The following is a 21,726-nucleotide window of genomic DNA, read 5'->3' as shown; positions in this document are numbered from 1 at the left end:
AGGAGGTGTTTCTGTTTTCCGATTCCATTGAGAACAATATCGGGTTAACCTCGGACGAAACGATTGATGAGAAACGTTTTGACGATGTGATTTATAAAAGCGCTTTTGCCGACGAACTGTTGCGTTTCCCTAAAAAAGGGAAAACAATGGTAGGAGAGAAAGGTATTATGCTTTCGGGCGGACAAAAACAGCGAATTAGCCTCGCACGGGCACTTTATACACAGGGCGAATTATTGATTCTCGATGATGTGTTTTCAGCTGTCGATACTGATACCGAGCGTTTCATGATAAAACAAATTGTGGAAAACTATGCCGTGAAAAGTATGGTTGTGATTTCGAACCGGGTGAGTGTACTGGAGAAAACCGATTTTACCATTGTGCTGGAAGATGGAAAGATGGCGGCTATAGGAAATCACGAAGAATTGTTAAAATATTCGGATTTCTACCGCGACATTGCGAAACTGCAACAGGAAGGTGAAACGAATAAAGAAATGCAGTAATGAACAGAAGCAAAAACAATATTATAAAAAATGTCGACTGGCAGCTGTTCCGAAAGTTTGCCGGCTATTTTAAACCGCACAAAAAGTGGTTTTTTCTGAGTCTTGCTTCCATTCCGGTTACTACCGGAGCAGGCATTCTATTCCTTTGGTTGATTGAAGATATCGTTGATAATTATATCGTTCCGGGCAATGTGGACGGCCTGATCAGACAAAGCATTTTTCTTGCTTTAGCACTGATTCTGAATATTCTGTTCGACGGGGTTTACAGTTACTCTTTTTCAAAAGCTGGAGGATTGGCAGTGGTTGATTTGCGCCGGCGCTTGTTTGGCAAATCGCTGCGTTTTCCGTTGAGTTATTTTGATAAAAAGCCTATTGGAGTAACCTTGTCGCGCCTTACGAGCGACATGGAAGCTGTTTCGGATTCGTTTGCTGCCGGGGTGCTCGGCTTGCTGGCCGACAGTATAAAAACCTTGGCGCTGGTGGGCTATCTTTTTTACATCAACTGGCGTCTTACTTTGGTGTTGTTACTGGTGGTTCCGGTAATTATTCTGGCAATAAATTTTCTAAGGAAAAAGATCAGGAAAGCATACAATACATCACGAACAAGCCTAGCAAAATCGGCCGCTTATTTGCAGGAGGCATTAACAGGAATGAAAACCGTTCAGCTTTTTGCCGCTGAGGATAAGGTGCTGAATAAATACGACGACCTGAACAAACAATTTTGCGATGCCCAAAATAAATCGAATGTTTATGATTCTTTCCTTTATTCGATTGTGGAAGGAATTACTTCGGTGGCCACGGCTTTGGTGATTTGGTACGGTGCCATTCAGATATGGGATTACGGTTATACACTGGGTATTCTCATTGTATTTGTAACCACTTTAGAGCGCCTTTTTGTGCCGGTAAAACAGTTTGCCCAGCAAATTTCAACCATTCAACGGGCCATGTCGGCGCTTGAGCACATCAGCGAAATGTTCGATCAGCAGGTGGAAGATCCTAAAGCAGAACCGTCAGACACAGTTCCCGAAGCAATAGCTTTGCAGGAAATCGAGTTTAAAAATGTGTTTTTCCGCTACTCGGAAGATACTCCCGACGTGCTGAAAGATGTGTCGTTTAAATTGCAAAAAGGTGATCGCCTGGCTTTGGTCGGCACCACCGGATCGGGGAAATCTACCATTATCCGTTTATTGGCAAAAACATACACCGGTTATCGCGGAAGTATAAAAATTAACGGAATCGAATTGTCTGAAATTCCAATAGGGCAGATTCGCGAAACGATTTCCATTATGCAGCAGGATATTTACATGTTTAATGATACGGTTGAATTCAATATCTCGCTGGGACGTAAATCCATTTCACGCAACGATGTGGAGCAGTCGGCATCGTTTGTTTATGCCAATTATTTTATCGACCAGTTGCCCGGAGCCTACAACTTTGTTATTCAGGATAATGGTGATAACCTTTCGAAAGGACAGGCGCAGTTGATCTCGTTTGCACGAGCCATTGCCGGAAACAGCGAGCTAATTATTCTTGATGAGGCAACCAGTGCTGTTGATTCAATTACCGAACAGTACATACAAAAAGCTATTGCCAATATTTTCTCCCGAAAAACGGTAATTGCTGTAGCGCACCGCTTGAGTACAATAAAAAACTCGGATATGATTCTGGTGCTGGAAGACGGACAAATCATTGAACATGGCAATCACGAACAACTTCTGAAATACGGCGGAAAATATGCCCGGCTTTTACACCAGTTTGAGGAGGAAGAGCAGCAAGCTTAAAAAATCCCGAAAATTACCAGGGCATAAATTACAAAGCGAAAATACCTGAATAGCGACCAAAGTAAATAGCTTTTAAAATTGTATCCGATAAGGCCTGATGCAAGGCTTACAACTGAGTGGGGAACAGGCGAAACAGCTCCCAGAAAAACAAATATGCCACCCCACTTCCGAAGGTTGGCGATGTGTTTCTGCACTTTGTTTTCGATGTGGTTTTTTACCGAAGGAATAAGAAACAGGCGTGTTCCCAAAAAGTAGGAAATAATACCGCCAATGTATGATAGCGTTGCTAAAATAAACAATGCTCTCCAAGGAATTTCCAGTTTCGATGCCCAGGCGATAAACATTTCAGGAGGTACTAATCCTAAAAATGTTTCGGATAAAAGAAATACCGAATAAATAATCTTTGGCGAATAAGTATCCACCAGGTTGTTGAGAATTAAATTGAAATCCAACAGAAAAATTTCAAGACTAACCACTAACAATATAAAAACTGTTGCAATTGTTGCGCCTTTATAGGCAGTGCTTTTCAGAAACGGATAAAACTGCGTAATGCGGTAATAGCGGTTTAATATCAATAAGCGTCTGGGGGACAGACTATATAGTAAATTCCTAATCATTATGTTCTATTATCGGTACCGTAAAATCAAAAAACAGTACTATATAACACAATTTGATTTTGAAATGTTGTGATGTGAGGCACAAAAAATAAACTTTAACATCTTATTAACGGGGACTGAAAAAGAAGCTAAAATTCTTTATGGAATGAAATATCAGTTGAAAGTAAACTAGGTGAGGCTTTTTATCCGGGTGACTGTGTGGATTTACCTACTCATTTTGGGGAAATTATGAATGTAGTTCATTTTCCTTGTAAGTTCAGGAAATATAATCTGTGTTTAAGTTTTGAATGAACTTGCTCTGAATCTGAGAAAGGGTGGTTGTTTTAAATATCAGAAAGACAGGTTGTTGTGTTGATTTTCGCCAGGCGCTTAAACAATGGTGACTTGATTGAGATTTAGAAAAAACATCCTGACTAACCTCGATAATAAAATGGCAGGATTTTGCCATATAGTATAGTAACAGGGGATTTTGAAATTTGGAGAATTGAACAAGTTTCAGGAATTCTCCTGATTAGTAACGCTATAAAATTTAAAGAAATGAAACGAGTAAATAATAATTACGATACAATGGTGGAAGCCATTGAGGGTTTAAAATCAAGAGGTTATACGCACAACTTTAATGTTGAGCCGGATGGAGTACTTTCTGAAGGAAAAAGTTCGCGCAAATATTTACCATCAAGTGTTGAGCTGCATGAGTTGCACCGTTTCGAAGGGGCAACAAATCCATCGGACATGAGCATTTTATATGCTGTTGGAACCGATACCGGTGAGAAAGGAACAGTTGTAGATGCATTTGGTGTTGATGGCTCGGAAACCGTTTCGAAGTTTATGAACCATGTAGCCCAGAAACAATTTGAGAATGGGAAATAGTAAATAGATTAAAAAATACGATCGTTCAAGGCAGGCAAGTCGCGCTGCCTTTTTTTATGAAAGCCACTGGGAATCAATAGCAGTGTATATCGGGAAAATTTGAGCATAAAAAATTGCCTCGGTGTTTCAGGCAATAGGAGGTGTTGTAGATTTTTTTATACAAATTGAGGAAACAGCTTCTAGTGCTCGCAATCTTCAATCAACAGTTCAAGAAAATCAGTCGACAAGGGTTTTTCAAGGTATGCACTTACAAATGGATATTGCATAACCTTATTCCGGTCGTCTTGTTTTTGCGAAGATGTGCACACAAAAACCTCTATCGATTTTTTCAATTTTTTCAGCTCGTTAAAATATTGCAGAAACTTAAATCCGTCCATAACCGGCATATACAGGTCTAAAAGAATGTAATCCGGTAAATCTTCCTTGTTCTTTATTTGTTTTAAATAGTCGATACCTTTCTGAGCGTTTTCGAAATGTATGAGATAATCCGATAGTTTTTTTTGTTCCAAAATAGAGTTATAAATACGCACCATCTCCGTATCGTCATCTATGAATATAATTTTCTTATATCCTGTATTCATCTCCATTTTATAATTTGTTTTGCTATTGGTAATCCAAATACTATTCCAAAAACCAAGCAGCAAACTTCATTATTAAACGCATTTAAACTATAGTTTTATATCATACAATTTTATTTTGTTGTAGAGTGTTTTTCGGTCGATATTCAGAATTTTTGCCGCCTTCGATTTATTGTAACCGGCTTCCTGTATGGTTTCAATTATCAGTTTTTTTTCAATTTCGGAAGACGCATGTTTTAATTTCGAATCGGTGTTAATGTTTTGTACCGTAACGGTTTGAGTATGGTTGCTGCTGGTCTCCGGATGTAAAATCTCTGAGGGGAAACATTCGGTGTCAATTTGTTCTCCTTCAGCCATTAACACCGCTCTTTTTATCACATTCTTCAGTTCGCGGAGGTTGCCGTACCATGGATATTTTAAAATAACCGATTCGGCTTCGGGCGTAACGCCACTAATATTTCGCTTAAGCTCTTTGTTGGCACTGTCGATAAAATGGCTCAAAAAAACCTTAATATCTTCGGGGCGTTCGCGTAGTGGGGGCAGGGTAATTTTAAATTCGTTCAAGCGGTGATACAAATCCTCTCTGAAATTGTTTTCTTTTACCTCGTGGTTTAAATCTTCGTTTGTTGCTGCAATTATGCGTATGTCAATACTTTTTTGCTTGTCATCTCCCAAACGCGAAACAACCCGTTCCTGGATGGCCCGTAAAAGTTTTAACTGAACATCATAACTCAGGTTACCTATTTCATCAAGGAAAAGGGTGCCACCATCAGCTTTCTGAAAAACACCCACTTTATCGGAAATTGCACCTGTAAACGACCCTTTTATATGTCCGAAAAGCTCACTGTTTGCCAGTTCTTTCGGAATGGCACCACAATCGATCGCCAGAAATGGTTTGTCTTTTCGCAGGCTGTTTTCGTGAATAAAACGCGCAATATATTCTTTCCCAATTCCGGTTTCGCCCGAAACAATTACCGACATATCGGTAGGTGCTACCTTGCGAGCCAGGTTAATTACGTACTTTATTTTTTGGCTGTCGCCAATAATAAAATCGCCGTTTGAATAAACCGTTCTCCGGCTTTTTTTTGCCACTGAAGGCTCAGGTTTTGACAATAGTTTTTTTATCAGCCCCAAAAGTTCCTCTTGCTGAATGGGCTTTGTAATGTAGTCGCTGGCACCCAGTTTCATTAATTTTACGGCCATTCTAACATCGGCGTAGGCGGTCATTATAATTACCGGAACCGACTGTTTTATCGATTTTAGTTGTTGCATCAGGTCGAGCCCGCTGCTGTCGGGCAACCTGAAATCGCATAAAACAAGGTCGAATTTATTCTCCTTAAAAAGTTTGAGTGCGCCTTTTCCGTTAAAAGCAATTTCGGCACCGTACTTATTGTTTTGAAGATGTTTTTTTAATAGCTCACAGATGAATGTATCATCGTCAATAATCAATATCTTCTTCATATATTGAATTTATGTTGGTATAAGTTTATACAAAAGTGTAACTAAAAAGTTTACCCGACCTGGGGTCTATTTTTTAACTGCCTTTGCCTGTTTTACTATTTCTTCTATTTGCTCCGAAACCTTTAGCACCGTATCGGGCAGCGCATCAAACTGCCGGTCTCTTAAAGTCAAATCCTCGATTTTTGAAAGTACGTTTGCTGTGCCGTTTAGTTTAAAAAATTTAAACGACGGAATGGCTTTATGTGCTCTTTCTCCAATAGTTTTCCAATCCTCGTTTTTCAACCCAACTTCAAATTCTGCCAGCAATGTTGCTGCATTATCGGTAAAATTGTCAATCATCGAATTAAAAAACTGCTTGTCGCCGGCAGCTGTTTTTTCCAGGTCGTGTACATTAAATGTATCGCCAGTTTCCGGTTCTTCAACAATGGTTTCGCTGATTACCGCACTCGGTTTCTCGTTATGCTCAATCTGCAAAATGTTACAAACTTTATTGTATAAATCAAGCTCGTAGAAAGGTTTAATAACATAATCGTTAAAACCCACTTTCAGATAGGTATTAATATCGGTTTTTAACGCATTTGCCGTTAATGCAACAAATGGTGTATCGGCATTCAACCCTTTATTAGCGCGTACTTTTTTTACCACATCAACGCCATTTTTTCGTGGCATGTGAATATCCAACAATACCAGGTCGAACTGTTTATCTTTTAGTTCTTCCAAAGCTTCTGCTCCATCTTTTACCAGCGTGAAATCAGTTTGCCAGCCTTTTAAAATCAATTCGGATAACATGCGGTTATGCTTGTCGTCGTCGGCCAAAAGAATTCTTTTTCCGCGCAGAAGGCTGTCGTCAAGATCGTACGATTTTACTTTTTCTTTCCGAGGTTTTGCCTTCGATAATTCCAAAGGGATGTTTACCCTGAATGTGCTGCCCTCGTTCTTTTTGCTACTCACGGTAATGTCGCCTTTAAAAAGAGTAACAAGCTTTTTGCATATTCCCAAACCCAGCCCGGCACCGCCGCGAATTTTTTCCGTTCGTTTGTTGCCTTGCTCAAAAACATCGAATATATAAGGCAGGTCTTTTTCATCAATTCCAATTCCCGTATCGCTTACCTCAAAAAACAGTTCAACCATTTTTTTTGTTTTTCGGGTAACCGTGGTACTGAATTTAATTTCACCCTTTTCGGTATATTTTAATGCGTTAACCAGCAAATTCATCAGTATTTGGCGTAAGCGGAAAGGATCTCCCTGTACAAATTCGGGGAGTGCATTGTCGGTTGCCATCTTAAATTCCAGGTTTTTCGCGGCAGCTTGTTTGGTATAATCATCAGCCAGCTCGTTGAGTAATTCTTTAATCGAAAAGCTGGTTTTTTCAATGTAAACCTTGTCCATACCCAGTTTAAAAAGGAATACAATTTCGTTTACCAAATAAAGGAGATGCTCGGATGAGTTATTGATTAGCGAAATAAATTTCTGCTGCTGTTCATCCAGTTTTGTTTTCTTTAGCTGATCGGTGAATCCGATAATTGAATTAAGCGGAGTGCGGATTTCGTGGCTCATATTGGCCAGAAATATCGATTTTGCCTTGTTGGCACGCTGCGCTTCCTCTTTACTTTTAATCAGCTTTTCTTCCAGTATTTTGTCTTTTGTAGCATTCTGCGATATAAGAATTCCGGCCACTGTATTCCCTTCAATGTCTTTTACCGGAGCTGCAGCAATGTAATACACATCTTTTTTATACCGAACTTCTCCTTCGGTAAATTCGCCGTTTATTGCTTTGTTGTAAAACGGAAAATACCGGCGTTGATCTTGTTTGGTATACACATCAAAAAGTGTTTTCCCGATAAAGCTGGAGTTGGTTAAATTGTACTTCTCTTTTTCTTTTCCTCCCGCCAGGATATAACGGTATTCCGGGTCGAACAGAAATACATCCATTCCAGGCAGGTTATTTAAAACAATTGATTGGAAATCGGCCAGGTGCACATGCTGAAGATCCTTGAACGAATAATAAACAATAACCCGGTTGTTATCGGTATTACTGGCCAACATATCAAATTCAAGAACACATTCACGCTGCCGGTTTATACCCGTTTTAAGCAGCACATCGGCTTTTGTGTTCTTTTTCTCGCTCAAAGCTTCAAGAAATGCTGAATTAAATTCGTTTAGCGTACTTTCTTCAACCAAATCGGCAAGATTCAGTTTCTCCGGACGCTCGGTATAGTCGTTATGATAATTCTGAAATCCGGGGTCGAGAAGTATATCTCCGGCAGTATTTAAAATAAAAACACCATCTTTTTTTGTGCGTTCTTCGGTTTCCTTTTCCCCAACAATGGAAACATCTTCGAGTTTTCTTATGCGTATTTTATTGAGATGAAATGACAGCCACTGTTCTATCTGAATCAGGTTTTCTTCGTTCAGTTCCTTTTTATTCAGTAAACTGTTAATCGTTTTTGAAAGTGAACTAAGGGAAAGTTTAAAATTATTTGAGTTGTCGGGCATTGATTATAATTGAAATACACTGTTATTAAAAGCATAAGATAAAGATACTTTTGCGGATTAAGGAATAAAGTGTCTATTATTTATACGATTTTAACGAATTGCCCTTGTTAAGGAGAGATGCGCTGCTTAAATACTGTTTTAGCTTATGGTTGATGAAATGCTGTGATGGATTTATTCTTCTTCCTCGCTTTCTGGAGCACTGTTTTTGCGGCCGCGAATTAAATCAAGAAATAAGTGGGTGCCAAATTCAAACGCCCAGTCTTTTAGCCCATCGGTAAAGTTATTAATTATCCCCACCGACGAACCCAACAGTTGCTTTTCGTTTAATTTCTGGCGGTACTCCAGGTTTTCCTTCATCAGCTCCAGTTCCCGCATATTTTTTACTCGCTTCATATTTGTAATGGTTTATGCTAATTTTTCTTCCCGGTTAGTTTATTTATGGTCTACTTCATCATCCTCGAACAATATTTCCGAGAAATTTGAAAGGAAGAACGAGGTCAATAGTTTGTTTCGGAATAAAAGAAAAACGATAAGAAGTACAACTAAACTGCCGAGCACGATAAATGCCCCATCAAGGTAACTGCCATAGGTTTCGCCATACCAAAAGGTGAACACAACCCCGGCGGAAGCCAGTATCAGCGTACACAATAAAATTATAATGAGCATCCCGAACAGAATGCTCATGTATTTCGATGTTTTCTTTAAAAACAGGAGCTTAACCAAGTCGATTCTTGTTTGCACATATTGTTTAACGGCTTCGTTAAGCCCTGCTATACTTTCTGTTAAATGGTCGCTCATTTTTTTACTTCTAATTGTTATTAATTACAATTATTAGTTCGCGGCTGCATCTTTCGTTGTTTTAGCCTTCGAATTCACTTTTTCTTTAATTTTTTCTTCTGTTTCTTCGGCTTTTGTTCGCATTTCTGAAACAACGTCGTTTAGTTTTTCTTTAATTTCTTCAACTTTGTCTCCAATAGTTTCTGAAACATCTCTCGACGTTCTCCTGATCTGTTTGTTTAGTTTCTTACGTGTTTTCACGCCTTTGTCCGGAGCTACTAAAATTCCGGTTAAAGTTCCTGCTGCTGCTCCGGCAATAAATCCCACCAATACATTTGTTGCTTTACTCATGATAAAAGTTTTTAAGGTTATTATTAAATTGTTTCTAATCTCTGTACTCCCTGATAGAAAATTCCATTCCACTGTGCCAGTCTAATGTTTTGAATTGATATAAGGGCCAGATTCAAAGAGGTGTACGAGGTTTCGTGTAGTTTGGTTGCATGCCGGCATTGTTGAGAATATTCTACAGTTTTTGTGTATTGTGTAGAATTGTTTCAGTTACGAGAGTGTTGAACCATTGTGTTTTAAAAGCTTTTTTGTGCATGGCACAATTTTCCCTCTTGTTAAGCGAAACATTAAATATGAAAATTATGAAAGCAATAGGAACTATTTTACTTTTAATTGGATTAGCAGGAACAGTATTTTTTGGAATAGAGGCTATAAATAACTCAGAAACATTTAGCTTCTTAGGCGTTGATGTTGCCTTAAGCAGTGCTAACTGGACACCTGTAATTATAAGTGGCGTCATAGCGGTGTTGGGGATTGTTTTACTATCGGTGAAAAAGAAAAAACTGGCGTAAATTTTCAAGATATAAACTTATTCATTTAAACATAAAAACGCAGTTGCAATACTTGTTGCAACTGCGTTTTTATGTTTAAAGTTGCAGGTTTTTGATGGCGCAGAATATGTAAAAAGCACTTCCTGTTTTAATACCTGTAAAGCTAGTCGTTTGCCGCGCTTATTTTAAAGGGCTCGGCAAATTTTAATGGTTTATTGTCGTGATTATAATATACCGAATACTGATGGCTAAGTTGTACCCCAAAATAAAAAATTAACGAAACATAATAGATCCAAAGAAGAATAACTACAAACGAACTGGCAGCCCCGTAAATTACGCCAAGTTGACTTTTTCCAATAAAAATACTAATGAGGTATTTACCAATAAAAAAGAGCACCGAAGCACAAACGGCAGCAAATAAACTTGCTTTCCATTTTACCTCAATATCCGGAAGATAACGAAAGATTAGCGTAAATGCGACCATCGTAATTAATAAAGCGGCACTCATTTCCAGGAGATTAAAGAGGGTAATAAACTCCGGATCGAAGGTGCTGGATAACCAGTCCTGAAAAATGCTCATTGAAGCGTCGATAACCAGCGAAATAAGCAATACCAGTCCAAGGCTTAAAATCAGTCCGAACGAGAACAGGCGGTCTCTTAAATATTTCAGCACATTTAATTTCAGTTTCGATTTTACCCGAATTCGCCAGATATAGTTAATCGAGTTTTGCATAATGCTAAAAAGTGTAGTTGCCGAAATCAGAAAAAGGCCGCCTCCGATAAGTGCTCCCAAACCGCTTTTTTCGCTGATGTTGTAATTGTCGATGGCGGTTTGTAAAAGCCGGCTACTGTCGTTACCAATCAGCCCCGACACTTCATTAAAAAGTTTTGCCCTGATAATGGCATCGTTGGTAAACATACCAAACACCGAAATAATGATAATAAGCATGGGAGCAATGGAAAAAATAGCAAAAAACGATGTTGTCGCGGCCATTCCAACCGGATTATTCGCCGCGAATCTTTTTATTGCTTTCAAAACTATTTTTAGGTGATCTCTGAGTATTCGCATCATTTTTTATTCTTATTTTTTCGTTTGAAAATTTTGAGCTGATATTGCTCGGTTCCTCTATCACTTATCAGGTAAGCATAAGGTTTTAAGCTATCGATTTGCCGCATAATAATTTTTAGCGTTGCCAATACCGGAATTACCACCAACATACCTGCTATACCCCAGATTATATTGGCAAACAACAGACTGACTATAATAGCCAATGGGTTTATTTTAATACTGTTTCCCACGATGTTTGGTGTTAGTAAGTTATTCTCAATAAATTGTATGATAATAAACAATACCACAACTTTTAGCATTGTTGGCAACGGATGCGGATAAGTAAAAAAGACATACATGAACGGTATAAACCACCCCAGGAACGTTCCAATGTATGGTATCAGGTTGAGAAGCGCGGCCAGTACTCCAAGTACCAGGGCATGTTTAATGCCGATTATTAACAGCCCTGCCGAATTGAGAACAGCCAGTATGGCAACAACCAAAAATAGTCCACCAAGATATTTGGTTATAACTTTCGATATTTCGCGCAAAATAGTTAGCGTAACAAACTTTTTGTCTTTTGGAGTAATACGTAAAATGAAGTGTGCTGTTTTTGTTCGGTAAAACAAAAGAAAGAAGGTGAAGACCGGTAAAATACCAATCTGAAAAATTGTTGTTGTTGTAGTCGTAAAAAGATTTCCTATTCCGGCTTGCCAGGTGTCAATAAAGTTTTCTACTGCCCGGTCGAAATATTGCTCCACTGTTGACACATCAATTTCCAGTTTATCGGTTAGTAAATTTTGTACATTAAGGCTTTTTTTGTCAAACTGCTCTTTTACATCATTAAAATCAATTTCAATATTTGAAGCTTTTAACGAGAATAAAAGTGCAATACCACCAATAAAAGTAATTACCACCAGCAATACCATTAAAATGGAAATAGCCCGGTTTACTCCCCATCGTTCAATTTTCCATACCACCGGGTAAAGTAAATAGGCGAAATACATCGCTATTACCATTGGGATAAGAATATTTTTGGTCAGGATTATAAAAGTCACAAATAGTGAGATTATAACCATAAAAAGTGCTGTTCTTGTTAATCCTGTGCTATTCATGCTGTTGGTGTATTTGCAGGATATATTGTAATAATTGTGCCAATTCTCGGATTTAATACAAGCTCGCCATGCATGCAATTACGTTTGGTGAAAAACAGGCATATGATTTCAATGCAGTTTCCCGGTTTTTCTTGAATCTGGCAAGGTGTTTTCTGTATGTTGGTTGAATCAAAACAAATTAGTTATGGCAAAAAAGAACAATATTCCACAAGTGAAAAACGAAGAACAATACGAAGCCTACGAGACATGGGCTACAGCAAACAAAAGTCGGCACGAATAGCCAATACGCCGGATTCGGGAATAAAAGGAGGAAAAAGCAGTAAATACGAAGAACGCACAAAACAAGAGTTGTACGAAAAAGCCCAACAAGTGGGAATTAAAGGACGAAGTAAGATGAATAAGGAAGAGTTAATTGAGGCCTTACGGAATAACTAGGAGCGATCGGTTGACTATCAAACGCAGGGCGATGAACTGCCCATGAAAAATTTTGTCTACGGAATAATAATCTCCACACAGCGGGGTAAAATTTCCACATTTACATGTAGTGGCTGACCCATAATTTCCCCATCAATTTGTAAGTTCCGCAGCTCCGGATTTTTGATTTTTACCTTTTTGCATTTGTAAGTATCAACAAAATCAAGGGTGTGAATCTGGCGGGTGTAGAAAGGTACAAGCATCTCCAGAAATTCGCTAACATTTTGCGGGCGTAGAATTACCAACTCAAAATAGCCGTCATCAGGTTTTCCTTTGGGATTGATAACCGCGCCGGTTCCAAATTTCGAGGCGTTGGCCAAAACCACCATAAATGCTTTTTTCGATACGGTAGCGTCTTCCAAAGTAATTTCAAAGGCTGCCGGATCTGCATTTCCAAACTCCTCGATAAACGATTTGGTATATCCCAATAATCCTCTGCTGTCGCTTTTTTCGTAAGTGCTAATCAGTTGTGCATTAAAGCCTATGTCGCTTAAATGCAGGCAAATGTGTTTTTCGTTTATTTGCAGCACATCAATCTTTTTCGATTTCCCTATTGTTATCAATTTCAGGTTTTCTTCAACGCCTGTTGGCAGGTTCAGCTCCGAGGCCATTCCGTTTGCCGAGCCCATGGGGAGTATACCCATTTTTGTGGGTTGGTTTAATACTGTTTGTCCTACCAGGTTGATGGTGCCGTCGCCACCTACGGCCACTACAGTCGATGGCTGCAAATCATCTATCTTTGCGCTAATTTTTTGCTTATCGTTTTCTCCGGTGGTATAAAAGAATTCAGCAGCCTGGTCGTGTTCTTTCATAAAACGGCGAATCTCGTCCTGTAAATCGTACTTTTCAATGTCTCCCGAAATAGGATTTATCACGAATAGTAACTTTTCTTCTGGCATATCTTATGTATTTGTATCCCGTAAATAGTATAAATTCTGTGCCGAAAACAGCTATGACAGACATAAATGAAATGACCGATTATTTTGAGCGAAAAAACAAAGGTTTCCTGAAAAAGCAAAAGTTCAGGCTAAAAAATAAACTGGGTTGGCTTGGTGTTCCACAGGTTGTTACTTATCGTGGATTTGGATCATACGCATCAGGCGAAGTTAGTGTTATCGGAGCATTGTACGAAGATAAAGGACTGGAAAAACCTGAGGGAAAAAAATCATCACGCGAAAATATACTGGCGATGTTAAAACGGTATTCGGGCGATCAGATTCCCGGAGCACGAATAAAAATACATTTAGGGAACGAACAAAAGCAACAATTAACCAAAGAAAACGGTACTTTTAAAGTTAAAATGCAGTTGAAGGAATTGAACGACGAACAGAAGACAAAATGGATTCCATACCAGGCAGAATTGCTGGACCAGATCGGGCCTGAAACAAATAATTTCAGGGTGCCGGGTGAAATTTTAATTCCGGGGAACGATGCCTCATTTGGGGTAATTTCAGATATTGACGATACGATAATGATCAGCCATTCTACACAAACATTGCGAAAGTTGCGGTTAATGCTTACCCATAATTCGCGAACCCGAAAACCATTTCCGGGGGTAGAAGCTTTTTACCGGGCGCTGCACAAGGGTGCCAGCGGAAACAGCAACAATCCGTTTTTTTACCTGTCGAGCAGCGAATGGAATTTGTACGACCTTATTGATGATTTTTGTTCGTACAACCAGTTTCCGAAGGGCGTTTATTTGCTTCGCGAAATTAATCCGGGGCTTTTAAATTTATGGAAACAGGGCGGCGGAAATCATGAGCATAAATTTGATAAAATAATCAGGCTTTTTAAAACCTATCCCCGGCTGTCGTTTGTGCTGGTGGGCGATAACGGACAGCACGACCCCGATATTTATGCCCGCGTGGCACGTTTATTTCCACAGCGTATTAAGGCCATTTATATTCGAACGGTGCGGAAAAGGAAAGACCGGCACATGAAAAAACTGATTGCCGAAATGGAAGAATTGAATGTGCAAATGGTATTTACACCCGATACAATTAATGCAGCTCATCATGCGCAAAGTATAAATCTTATTGCCGAATCTACAGTTAAACCAATTATCGAAAACAGTTTTACCGATTAAGGTGTTTTATGTTTGTCATGCAATAATTATGATCAAAAAAATAGTCAACATATTCTTCCTTTCATTAATCCTGCTCCTGTTTGGCTTCGGTTTGCAAGCACAGGAAAATTACGAAATCAGAAAGATAAGTTTCAAAGGAAACCGATCGTTGGAGAGTAGCTATTTGCTCGATAAAATGGTGGTTGATGAAGTATCGTACCTGGAGAAATTGTTAACCGATAACGATCCATCGTTGTTTAGCCGCGAGTTACTGGATTTGGATTTGGAACGCCTGAGAAAAACCTATCAGAGCGAAGGTTTTGTGAAAGCGCAGGTAGAACTTGATTCGCTAAAAGTTAACGATGAGAAGCAGACTGTAAAACTCCATTTTATAATCAACGAAGGCGAACCATACACCATTGATACGGTAATTTTTAAATTTAATAAAGCCAATCCTCAGATAAACATCGATTCCATTTCCGAACGCAACATCCGAAAACTTTCTTTAAATCATCCAAAACGATTTAGCGATGAGGCCCTGAAGAAAGACATCGTCGCTATCCGAAATATTTTTTTAGACATGAGTTATGCTTATGTTGATGTGGATTATGAAATTCAGCTTGATACCACACTGCAGCTTGTTGGGATTACTTATCTAATAAATCCCGGGCCTGTCAGTCATTTTGGCGCAACAACCATAGAGGGAAATAAACATGTGGATGAGGAATTTATTCGGAAGCAATTTAACTACCGGGAAGGAGAAGATTACAATAAATCGCTGTTAGATAAAACGCGTGAGTCCTTGTATCACTTGCAACTTTTTAGTGTGGTTTCGGTGCTTCCGCAAAAAGATAAAACAATGTTACGCGACCCGATTCCGGTAAATTTATACATTGAAGAAGCGCCACGTTTGAACACCGAGTTTGGTGTCGGTTATGGTACCGAGGATAAATTCCGTGCCTTTGTCGATTTAACTTATCTCGGATTTTTGGGTACCGCCCCGCGCATCAATATTTATGCAAAACATTCGGCAATTGAGCCTTATTACCTGAGTGTGAAATGGACGCAGCCACAGGTGTTCGATAAAAAAGGAAGCGTTTCCATCAATCCGTTTATCGGAAGTAATAAAGAGCCGGGTTACGAAACGCGTACCTACGGATTAAACCTGCCCGTAACATACCGTTTTACCAAAAAGTTGGATGCAACACTCACCTATTATTACGAAAAAGTGAAACAGCTAATTGAAGAGGGCGATCCTGAATTTCCCGATCCTGAAGATGAGAATTATCTCTACAATAAATCGGGGGTATTGCTAAGTTCGGTTTTTTCAACAGCGCGCCCGAAATTTTCGCCCGATCAGGGAGTTAACCTGTCGATGGGGATGAAGTTGAACGGGTATAAGTTTGGTGGCGATTTTAGCTATCTGCGTCTTTGGGGCGATTTCCGAAGCTATCAAAAAATTGATGATCTGGTATTGGCACTTCGAGGGATGATCGGGGGGATTCACTCTTCAGACGACAGTGGTTTTATTCCTGTTGAAGACCGTTTTTATTCGGGAGGTAGCAATTCAATACGTGGTTGGAGCCGCTCGGATTTGGGGCCAAAACGCGAAAGCGGAACTCCCCTGGGCGGTAAAAGTATTTTGGAGGGAAATGCAGAGCTTCGATATCCGCTTTTTTGGCGCCTAAGTGGTGTGGCATTTTTTGAAGGCGGTAATGTTTGGGAGAAAGCGTTTAGCTACAAAATAAACGAGTTGGCTTATGCTGCCGGTGGCGGATTACGTGTTGATACGCCAATTGGCCCGGTGCGTTTTGATGTTGGTTTTCCGTTGTGGAACGAGAAAAAAAGCCCACAGTTTTTTATCAGTGTCGGACAAGCATTTTAGGGAAAAGAATGAAAAGTACAGTTCGGAAAATATTGCTCGTTATGGTTTGGCTGCTGGCCGGCATCATTATTTTGCTGCTCCTTTTCGGCTTGCTGATTCAAACACAGCCGGTAAAAAACAAGATCTCGCGTATGGCTGAAAAACAGGCTGAGAAAGTTGTAAATGGGGAATTGACGATTGGAAAAATAAGCGGCAACTTTTTCTCCCAATTGGCGTTGGAGGATGTGCTCTGGACGTACCGGGAAGATACTTTTATATACATCAATTCGGTAGCTGCATCGTACAGTTTGTGGCCGCTAACCCGTGGTGAGTTACAACTTGCAAAGACCAGTATAAATGCACCATACGTAAACTTGCAGCAATACCCTGACTCCACCTGGAATTTCAACTCTTTACTGAAAGAACAGGCCGGAAATTCATCGGATACTACGTCCGCTTCCGGTAACTTTCGAATGCTTCTATCCAATTTCCAAATTAACGATGGCCGTATGCAAATTCAGGCGCTCGATTCGCTTATTCCTAACGAAGTGCGAAATATAAATCTGGAGGCAGACGGTGCTTATTCCTCCAAAGAGCAAACGCTAACTTTAAAGCGCTTTGGATTACAAACACACAGTCCTGATTTTGATTTACGGGAATTAAGTTTTGTTGCCCGACGCACTGAAGAAAACATTTCGCTTAACGACTTCCATTTAAAAACAGCGCAAAATGGGTTGGATGCAACAGCTAAATACTCCCTTGATGAAACAAAAGAAATTTTTGCTAAAATGCAAACGGAACCTATAGCCATTAATGAATTTGAGTTTTTGTTGCCACACTTTAATCTTCCTGCTCATCCGGAAATTAGTTTCAAGGCAAATTCTACACAAAAGGGTGTTAAGGCAACACTTTCCGTTCGGGATAAGAATCAGCAGGTAAACCTCGATCTTTTCTCTGAAAATCTGTTGCAGTTTATTAACGGCAACGATAAAACAGCTTTGAAATACAAAATCTCCGGTAATTTTAAGAACATTAATATGGCGCACTGGATCGCCAATCAGGGATTGGACCATACGATAAATGGCGATTTTAATGCTGATGGCAAAGGTATAGATCCGAAAACTGCTGATATAAACTTAACCGCGGATTTTAAAAATTGTGTTTTTGCGCAAAAGCCGGTTAAAAGGATAAATATGAAAATCCGGATGAATCATGGAGATCTTTCGGGAAGGATTAATGCTAAAGGAAATTTTGGATCGCTTACCGTTCTGCCGGAAATAAAAAATCTTTTGGAGCGTCCAACATACAAAATGCAACTGGTGACAAAAAATTTGAATCTGGCACCTTTATTGGCTAACGATTCTTTACAATCGGATATTAACTTAAAAGCCAATTTGAGTGGTGAAGGTTTTGATCCTGAAATCCTGCAGGCTCGTGCAAATATGATACTGATTCAATCAACTTTCTCCGGTTATACTATTGACTCTTTGGAGGGGCAGGTTAATTTCCGTCGGCAAAATATTGAAATCGATTCGCTTTGGGCAAAAGCAAAATCGTTGCATTTAGCCGCTTCGGGGAATTACAATTTAGCGGGAAGTTCAGCTATTGAGTTGTCGGCAGAATTTGAGAATATAGAGGATTTTTCGGCTTTTATTCCATTGGATAGTGCCTACGGGAAGGGAAATGTACACGCCCAACTTTCAGGAAAACAGGATTCATTATTGCTCGCAGCAAACGTAGAATTACAAAACGCCGGATTTACTGATATCTCAGCCGGCAAACTCTTGTTAAATGCTACTGGGGAACTTACTCCGGGAGATACCACTTTTTCAGCAAATGCAAGCGTAGAAAATTTCAAGGCCGGCAGTTTTGAATTGGATAGCATTCGTGCAGCTGCCAATTATTTTATCGATTCATTGCAGTTGGAAATGCAGGCAAATGGCAACGAGCTTCAAACACAACTGAAATCGGAAATCGCACTTGGCGATGTGATAAAGGTCGCTCTTTCGGGATGGGATCTGGATTTTAAAAACCAGCACCTGCACCTGACTGAAGCACCTGCGGTAATTGAACTCGATTCGCTGGAGTACCGGATAAGTAATCTGCACCTGGTTTCCGATGATTCTGACTCAGCACAGTTCATAAAAGCCGGAGGCGTATTTTCGCAGTTTGGTAACGAAGATTTTCAGTTTGAAGTTGCCAATGTGGATATTGCAGGTTTGTTGGAGAGTATGGGGATAGAAGCGGAAATTGCGGGGTTTGTAAACGCAGAAGCAAAACTTAAAGGTATAGCATCGATGCCTGAGTTAACCGGGAGTGTGAGTATTGATGAGGCACTGGTATATGGCTATAAATTTACTGATTTTGGTGGAGCGTTTAAGTTAAAAGACGATCGTTTGAAATTTAACGGACAAATTATTCCGGTTGATATTGGCTTGCTCGAAATAAATGCCGATTTTCCATTGGAGGCCCGATTTGATAGTCTGAGCTTTGTAGTAGATTCAAATGCAATGATCAGTGGCGGAATTACGCTGAGGCAATTCCCTTTGTCGTCGATGGAGTTTTTGGAAGGGGCGGAAAATGTAGAAGGATTTTTGAACGGTGAGGTAAAATTGGGCGGAACCCTAAAAACGCCTGAACCCATTGGAAATATTAACCTGAATAATGCCGGGATTTCAATTCCGAAATATGGAATTGAATACAAAAACATGAAGTTCGGTCTTCAGTTTTCGGAAGATGCTGCCCAACTCGATTCGTTTTACATTAAAACCAACGACGGAAATATGAAAGCCAGTGGTACCGTTGATTTTGGTTCTGCCATTTACAACGGGAAAATCAAACAGTCGGAAATAAATATACAGTTCAACACCTTTAACCCGGTTGACCACCGGCAGTTTAATATGGAATTATCAGGCGATGCCAGTTTAAAGGTCGAGGGCGGGAAAATGGTTTTTGACGGCGACCTGGAAATTCCTGAAGCCAATATTTATTTGCCCGCTATTATGAATCTAACCGGGCAGTTTACCAAACCCGAATTACCAGAACCGGTGTTGATGCGCGAAATACAAAAACTAAAAGACACAACAGCTGTATCCGTGGCAGTAAACAATAAGATTTCTGTAAATGATACGCTCAGTCTTGGTTCGCAATCTAACATAACCGGGCAACTTTCCATTAAAATTCCGCAGAATACATGGATAAGAAACAAGGAGCTGTATGTGGAGGTCTCCGGAGATCTGGAAGTTATAAAAAACCCTGAGTTTTTTGAACTTTTTGGAAGTATTAAAGTGGTGCGCGGACAGTACCAGCTTCTTGGAAAAACCTTCAAAATTGATGAGGGAAGCATCACTTTTCAGGGCGGAGAAGAACTGGTGCCGCGTCTGAATATTCAGGCAGTGTATGCTTTTCGTAATCCCGAAAAAGTGAAGCAGGAACTAACTGCCCGGGTGTCGGGAACCGTCACTGAGCCGGAGATTAGCTTTACACTCGACGGTAGCCAAATCAGTGAAGGTGATGCCCTTTCGTATATCTTGTTTGGCACGTCAATGAACGAGTTAAGCGTTGCACAACAAGAGAACGTTTTGGGAGCAGGCCAGATTGCGGGCTCGGCAGCCATGTCGTTACTGTCGTCGCAATTAACCGAGCTACTGGGCGAGAAACTTGATGTAGACTATATTGAGCTAAAAGGCGAAGGTGATTTTGAAAATGCAACTGTTGTTGTGGGTAAATACATTACCAACGACCTGTTTGTAAGTTACGAACAGCGCTTTGGCGAAACCGATGAAAAGGACATTTCAAAGTACGAAGTAGAACTGGAGTATGAACTTTTCCGCTTCCTGTTTCTTCAGCTAAATAACTCGTCGAGCGATAGTGGTTTTGATATCATTATAAAACTCAATTCGAATTAGTTTACGAAGCAGCGTGTATCAGAGAATTTAAAATTCAGGTTCTGTATAAAATTTGGGGGGATTAAAGCACCAAAAATATTCTCAATAAAAAATTTGTTTGTATAAGGCTATCTTAACTTGTCGGCCACATTCCAAAGATCAAAATCGCCGTAATGTTCCAATGAATTGCCACAGTGAACGATGATGATTTCCTTGTCGGGGATTACATAAATATTTTGTCCCAGGTTGCCGGAAGCCATAAACTGAAATGTTGAATCGCAATTGGCGTGTCCCCACCACTGGTAGGTGTAATACACATGTTTGCAATTATCGCCACCAAACCAATCGGGATAAATGTTACGCGGCATATCTTTCTTTTCGCGGGTAGATTCGGTTACCCAGTTTTCGGAAATTACCTGTTCGCCGTTCCAGTTGCCATTATACAGGAAAAGCCTGCCAAAACGCGCATAATCAATGGCACGTGCGATTAGCCGGCTGGGCATGTATTCAAAGCCCGATCGTTTACTGTCGATCGAAAACAGTGCGTCGTACGCCATAATTTCCGACCACAATTTTTCTTCCAGGTATTCCGAAACGGTTTTGTTTGTTGCCCGTTCAATAATCAATCCTAAATAGCTGGTATTGTAATTGTTGTATTGAAACGATTTTCCTGGTTCTCTGTCGATTACAACTTTTTTGAGTAAGAGTTTTCTAACGTTGGGATGGTAATACCCAACCGCCTCGGCATGCCACGGAAGATGAATGTAAGTGCCCGGAATATAACCGGTAAAATATTTTAATCCTGAACGCATTTCAAGCAGATTTTTAATTGTTATTTTCTCAAAATCCGGATCACGTTCCTTCAGTTCGGGAATGTATTTTGTCATCGGATCATCAATACTTGTGATCAGTCCATCGTTAATGGCAGCTCCGATTAAAAACGAGATGAACGATTTGGCCATCGATTGCGAATGAAAATATGATTCGCGCGAAAAACCGTTAAAATATTTTTCATAAAGCAAGGTGTCTTTACGGATGAAAATCAGTGCTGTTGTTTGCGATTTTTCGGCCCACTCATCAAATGAGCCAAAGCCCGACTGATCAACTCTGTCCTGAAATAAATTCTCCACATAATTTTCATCAAGCATCTTAACAAACTTAAAAGTGTCCGTTGAGCCTTCTATTTTTCTGTTCTCGAATTTTTGATAATCGTAAACATCTGCCACATTCATGGTGGCCAAACGATAAACATAAGTTGGCGAATATTTTAAACACAACGCCAGAACGAAAATTACCAGAAGAACAACAGGTGTTATGAGGACTACTTTTATGACTTTAATAAGGTTTTTCATTG

General features: G+C 39.8%; 19 protein-coding genes. 8 read left to right on the top strand and 11 right to left on the bottom strand.

All coding sequences use genetic code 11. The features are described 5' to 3' along the window. Both ABZB17_RS00915 and ABZB17_RS00910 read left to right on the top strand, forming a co-directional pair. The coding region (locus ABZB17_RS00915) for an ATP-binding cassette domain-containing protein (RefSeq protein ID WP_372647434.1) at positions 1-500 on the top strand (500 nt) is incomplete at its 5' end. Further along, on the top strand, positions 500-2,281 hold the full coding sequence (locus tag ABZB17_RS00910) for an ABC transporter ATP-binding protein (RefSeq protein WP_372647433.1): 1,782 nt from the start codon (positions 500-502) through the stop codon (positions 2,279-2,281). The genes ABZB17_RS00915 and ABZB17_RS00910, both read left to right, overlap by 1 nt. On the opposite strand, the gene ABZB17_RS00905 is transcribed toward ABZB17_RS00910, so the two are convergent. Beyond that, a complete protein-coding gene (locus ABZB17_RS00905) occupies positions 2,278-2,898 on the bottom strand; it encodes a YqaA family protein (RefSeq protein ID WP_372647431.1) in 621 nt (206 codons plus the stop codon). The two genes, ABZB17_RS00910 and ABZB17_RS00905, sit on opposite strands and share 4 nt — an antisense overlap. A 537-nt stretch (positions 2,899-3,435) precedes the next feature. On the opposite strand from ABZB17_RS00905, the gene ABZB17_RS00900 reads away from it, so the two are divergent. Then, the gene (locus ABZB17_RS00900) at positions 3,436-3,768 is read left to right on the top strand and encodes a phosphoribosylpyrophosphate synthetase (RefSeq protein WP_372647429.1); all 333 of its coding nucleotides are present in this window, start codon (positions 3,436-3,438) and stop codon (positions 3,766-3,768) included. 179 nt (positions 3,769-3,947) lie between these two features. Here ABZB17_RS00900 and ABZB17_RS00895 read toward each other — a convergent pair whose 3' ends face one another. From ABZB17_RS00895 to ABZB17_RS00870, 6 genes are all read right to left on the bottom strand, one after another. Beyond that, positions 3,948-4,355 carry a response regulator gene (locus ABZB17_RS00895; RefSeq protein WP_157493573.1) on the bottom strand — a complete coding sequence of 136 codons (408 nt, stop codon included), beginning with the start codon at positions 4,353-4,355 and terminating at the stop codon, positions 3,948-3,950. Positions 4,356-4,436: 81 nt separating this feature from the next. Continuing rightward, complete coding sequence (locus ABZB17_RS00890) at positions 4,437-5,807, bottom strand: sigma-54-dependent transcriptional regulator (RefSeq protein WP_372647427.1); 1,371 nt, start codon at positions 5,805-5,807, stop codon at positions 4,437-4,439. Between the two features lie 66 nt (positions 5,808-5,873). Next, positions 5,874-8,303: an ATP-binding protein gene (locus ABZB17_RS00885; RefSeq protein ID WP_372647426.1), complete on the bottom strand. Its 2,430-nt coding sequence runs from the start codon at positions 8,301-8,303 to the stop codon at positions 5,874-5,876. 171 nt (positions 8,304-8,474) lie between these two features. After that, positions 8,475-8,696, bottom strand: coding sequence for a hypothetical protein (locus tag ABZB17_RS00880; protein ID WP_163321965.1), 222 nt, complete (start codon positions 8,694-8,696; stop codon positions 8,475-8,477). A 39-nt stretch (positions 8,697-8,735) separates the two neighbouring features. Next, positions 8,736-9,101 carry a hypothetical protein gene (locus ABZB17_RS00875; RefSeq protein WP_045026449.1) on the bottom strand — a complete coding sequence of 122 codons (366 nt, stop codon included), beginning with the start codon at positions 9,099-9,101 and terminating at the stop codon, positions 8,736-8,738. 33 nt (positions 9,102-9,134) lie between these two features. Further along, positions 9,135-9,431 (bottom strand): YtxH domain-containing protein, encoded by a 297-nt coding sequence (locus tag ABZB17_RS00870; RefSeq protein ID WP_372647424.1) that lies wholly within the window; start codon positions 9,429-9,431, stop codon positions 9,135-9,137. A gap of 299 nt (positions 9,432-9,730) precedes the next feature. Here ABZB17_RS00870 and ABZB17_RS00865 point away from each other — a divergent pair, with 299 nt between their 5' ends. Further along, the gene (locus tag ABZB17_RS00865; protein WP_372647422.1) at positions 9,731-9,940 is read left to right on the top strand and encodes a transglycosylase; all 210 of its coding nucleotides are present in this window, start codon (positions 9,731-9,733) and stop codon (positions 9,938-9,940) included. Between the two features lie 142 nt (positions 9,941-10,082). Here ABZB17_RS00865 and ABZB17_RS00860 read toward each other — a convergent pair whose 3' ends face one another. Beyond that, entirely contained in the window at positions 10,083-10,991 is a 909-nt protein-coding gene (locus ABZB17_RS00860) for a YihY/virulence factor BrkB family protein (RefSeq protein WP_372647420.1), read from the bottom strand. Continuing rightward, complete coding sequence (locus tag ABZB17_RS00855; RefSeq protein WP_372647436.1) at positions 10,988-12,046, bottom strand: AI-2E family transporter; 1,059 nt, start codon at positions 12,044-12,046, stop codon at positions 10,988-10,990. Before ABZB17_RS00855 ends, ABZB17_RS00860 begins: the two co-directional genes overlap by 4 nt. A gap of 282 nt (positions 12,047-12,328) precedes the next feature. Between ABZB17_RS00855 and ABZB17_RS00850 the strand changes: the two genes are divergently transcribed. Further along, a complete protein-coding gene (locus ABZB17_RS00850) occupies positions 12,329-12,517 on the top strand; it encodes a Rho termination factor N-terminal domain-containing protein (protein WP_372647418.1) in 189 nt (62 codons plus the stop codon). A gap of 56 nt (positions 12,518-12,573) precedes the next feature. Here the strand turns inward: ABZB17_RS00850 and ABZB17_RS00845 are convergent, their stop codons facing one another. Then, a complete protein-coding gene (locus ABZB17_RS00845) occupies positions 12,574-13,455 on the bottom strand; it encodes a diacylglycerol kinase family protein (RefSeq protein WP_372647416.1) in 882 nt (293 codons plus the stop codon). A 53-nt stretch (positions 13,456-13,508) separates the two neighbouring features. Between ABZB17_RS00845 and ABZB17_RS00840 the strand changes: the two genes are divergently transcribed. The 3 genes from ABZB17_RS00840 to ABZB17_RS00830 are packed head-to-tail and all read left to right on the top strand — an operon-like array spanning position 13,509 to position 20,393. Further along, entirely contained in the window at positions 13,509-14,642 is a 1,134-nt protein-coding gene (locus ABZB17_RS00840; RefSeq protein WP_372647414.1) for an App1 family protein, read from the top strand. A 28-nt stretch (positions 14,643-14,670) separates the two neighbouring features. Further along, positions 14,671-16,506 (top strand): outer membrane protein assembly factor BamA, encoded by a 1,836-nt coding sequence (bamA, locus tag ABZB17_RS00835; protein ID WP_372647412.1) that lies wholly within the window; start codon positions 14,671-14,673, stop codon positions 16,504-16,506. Between the two features lie 8 nt (positions 16,507-16,514). Next, complete coding sequence (locus tag ABZB17_RS00830; protein ID WP_372647410.1) at positions 16,515-20,393, top strand: translocation/assembly module TamB domain-containing protein; 3,879 nt, start codon at positions 16,515-16,517, stop codon at positions 20,391-20,393. Between the two features lie 107 nt (positions 20,394-20,500). Here the strand turns inward: ABZB17_RS00830 and ABZB17_RS00825 are convergent, their stop codons facing one another. Continuing rightward, positions 20,501-21,724 carry a serine hydrolase domain-containing protein gene (locus ABZB17_RS00825; RefSeq protein WP_372647408.1) on the bottom strand — a complete coding sequence of 408 codons (1,224 nt, stop codon included), beginning with the start codon at positions 21,722-21,724 and terminating at the stop codon, positions 20,501-20,503. Positions 21,725-21,726 lie beyond the last annotated feature (2 nt).

Source organism: Draconibacterium sp. (genome assembly GCF_041583095.1).
Lineage (GTDB): Bacteria > Bacteroidota > Bacteroidia > Bacteroidales > Prolixibacteraceae > Draconibacterium.
The sequence above is the reverse complement of the archived record's forward strand: the minus strand, read 5'-3'. Positions and strand labels throughout refer to the sequence as shown.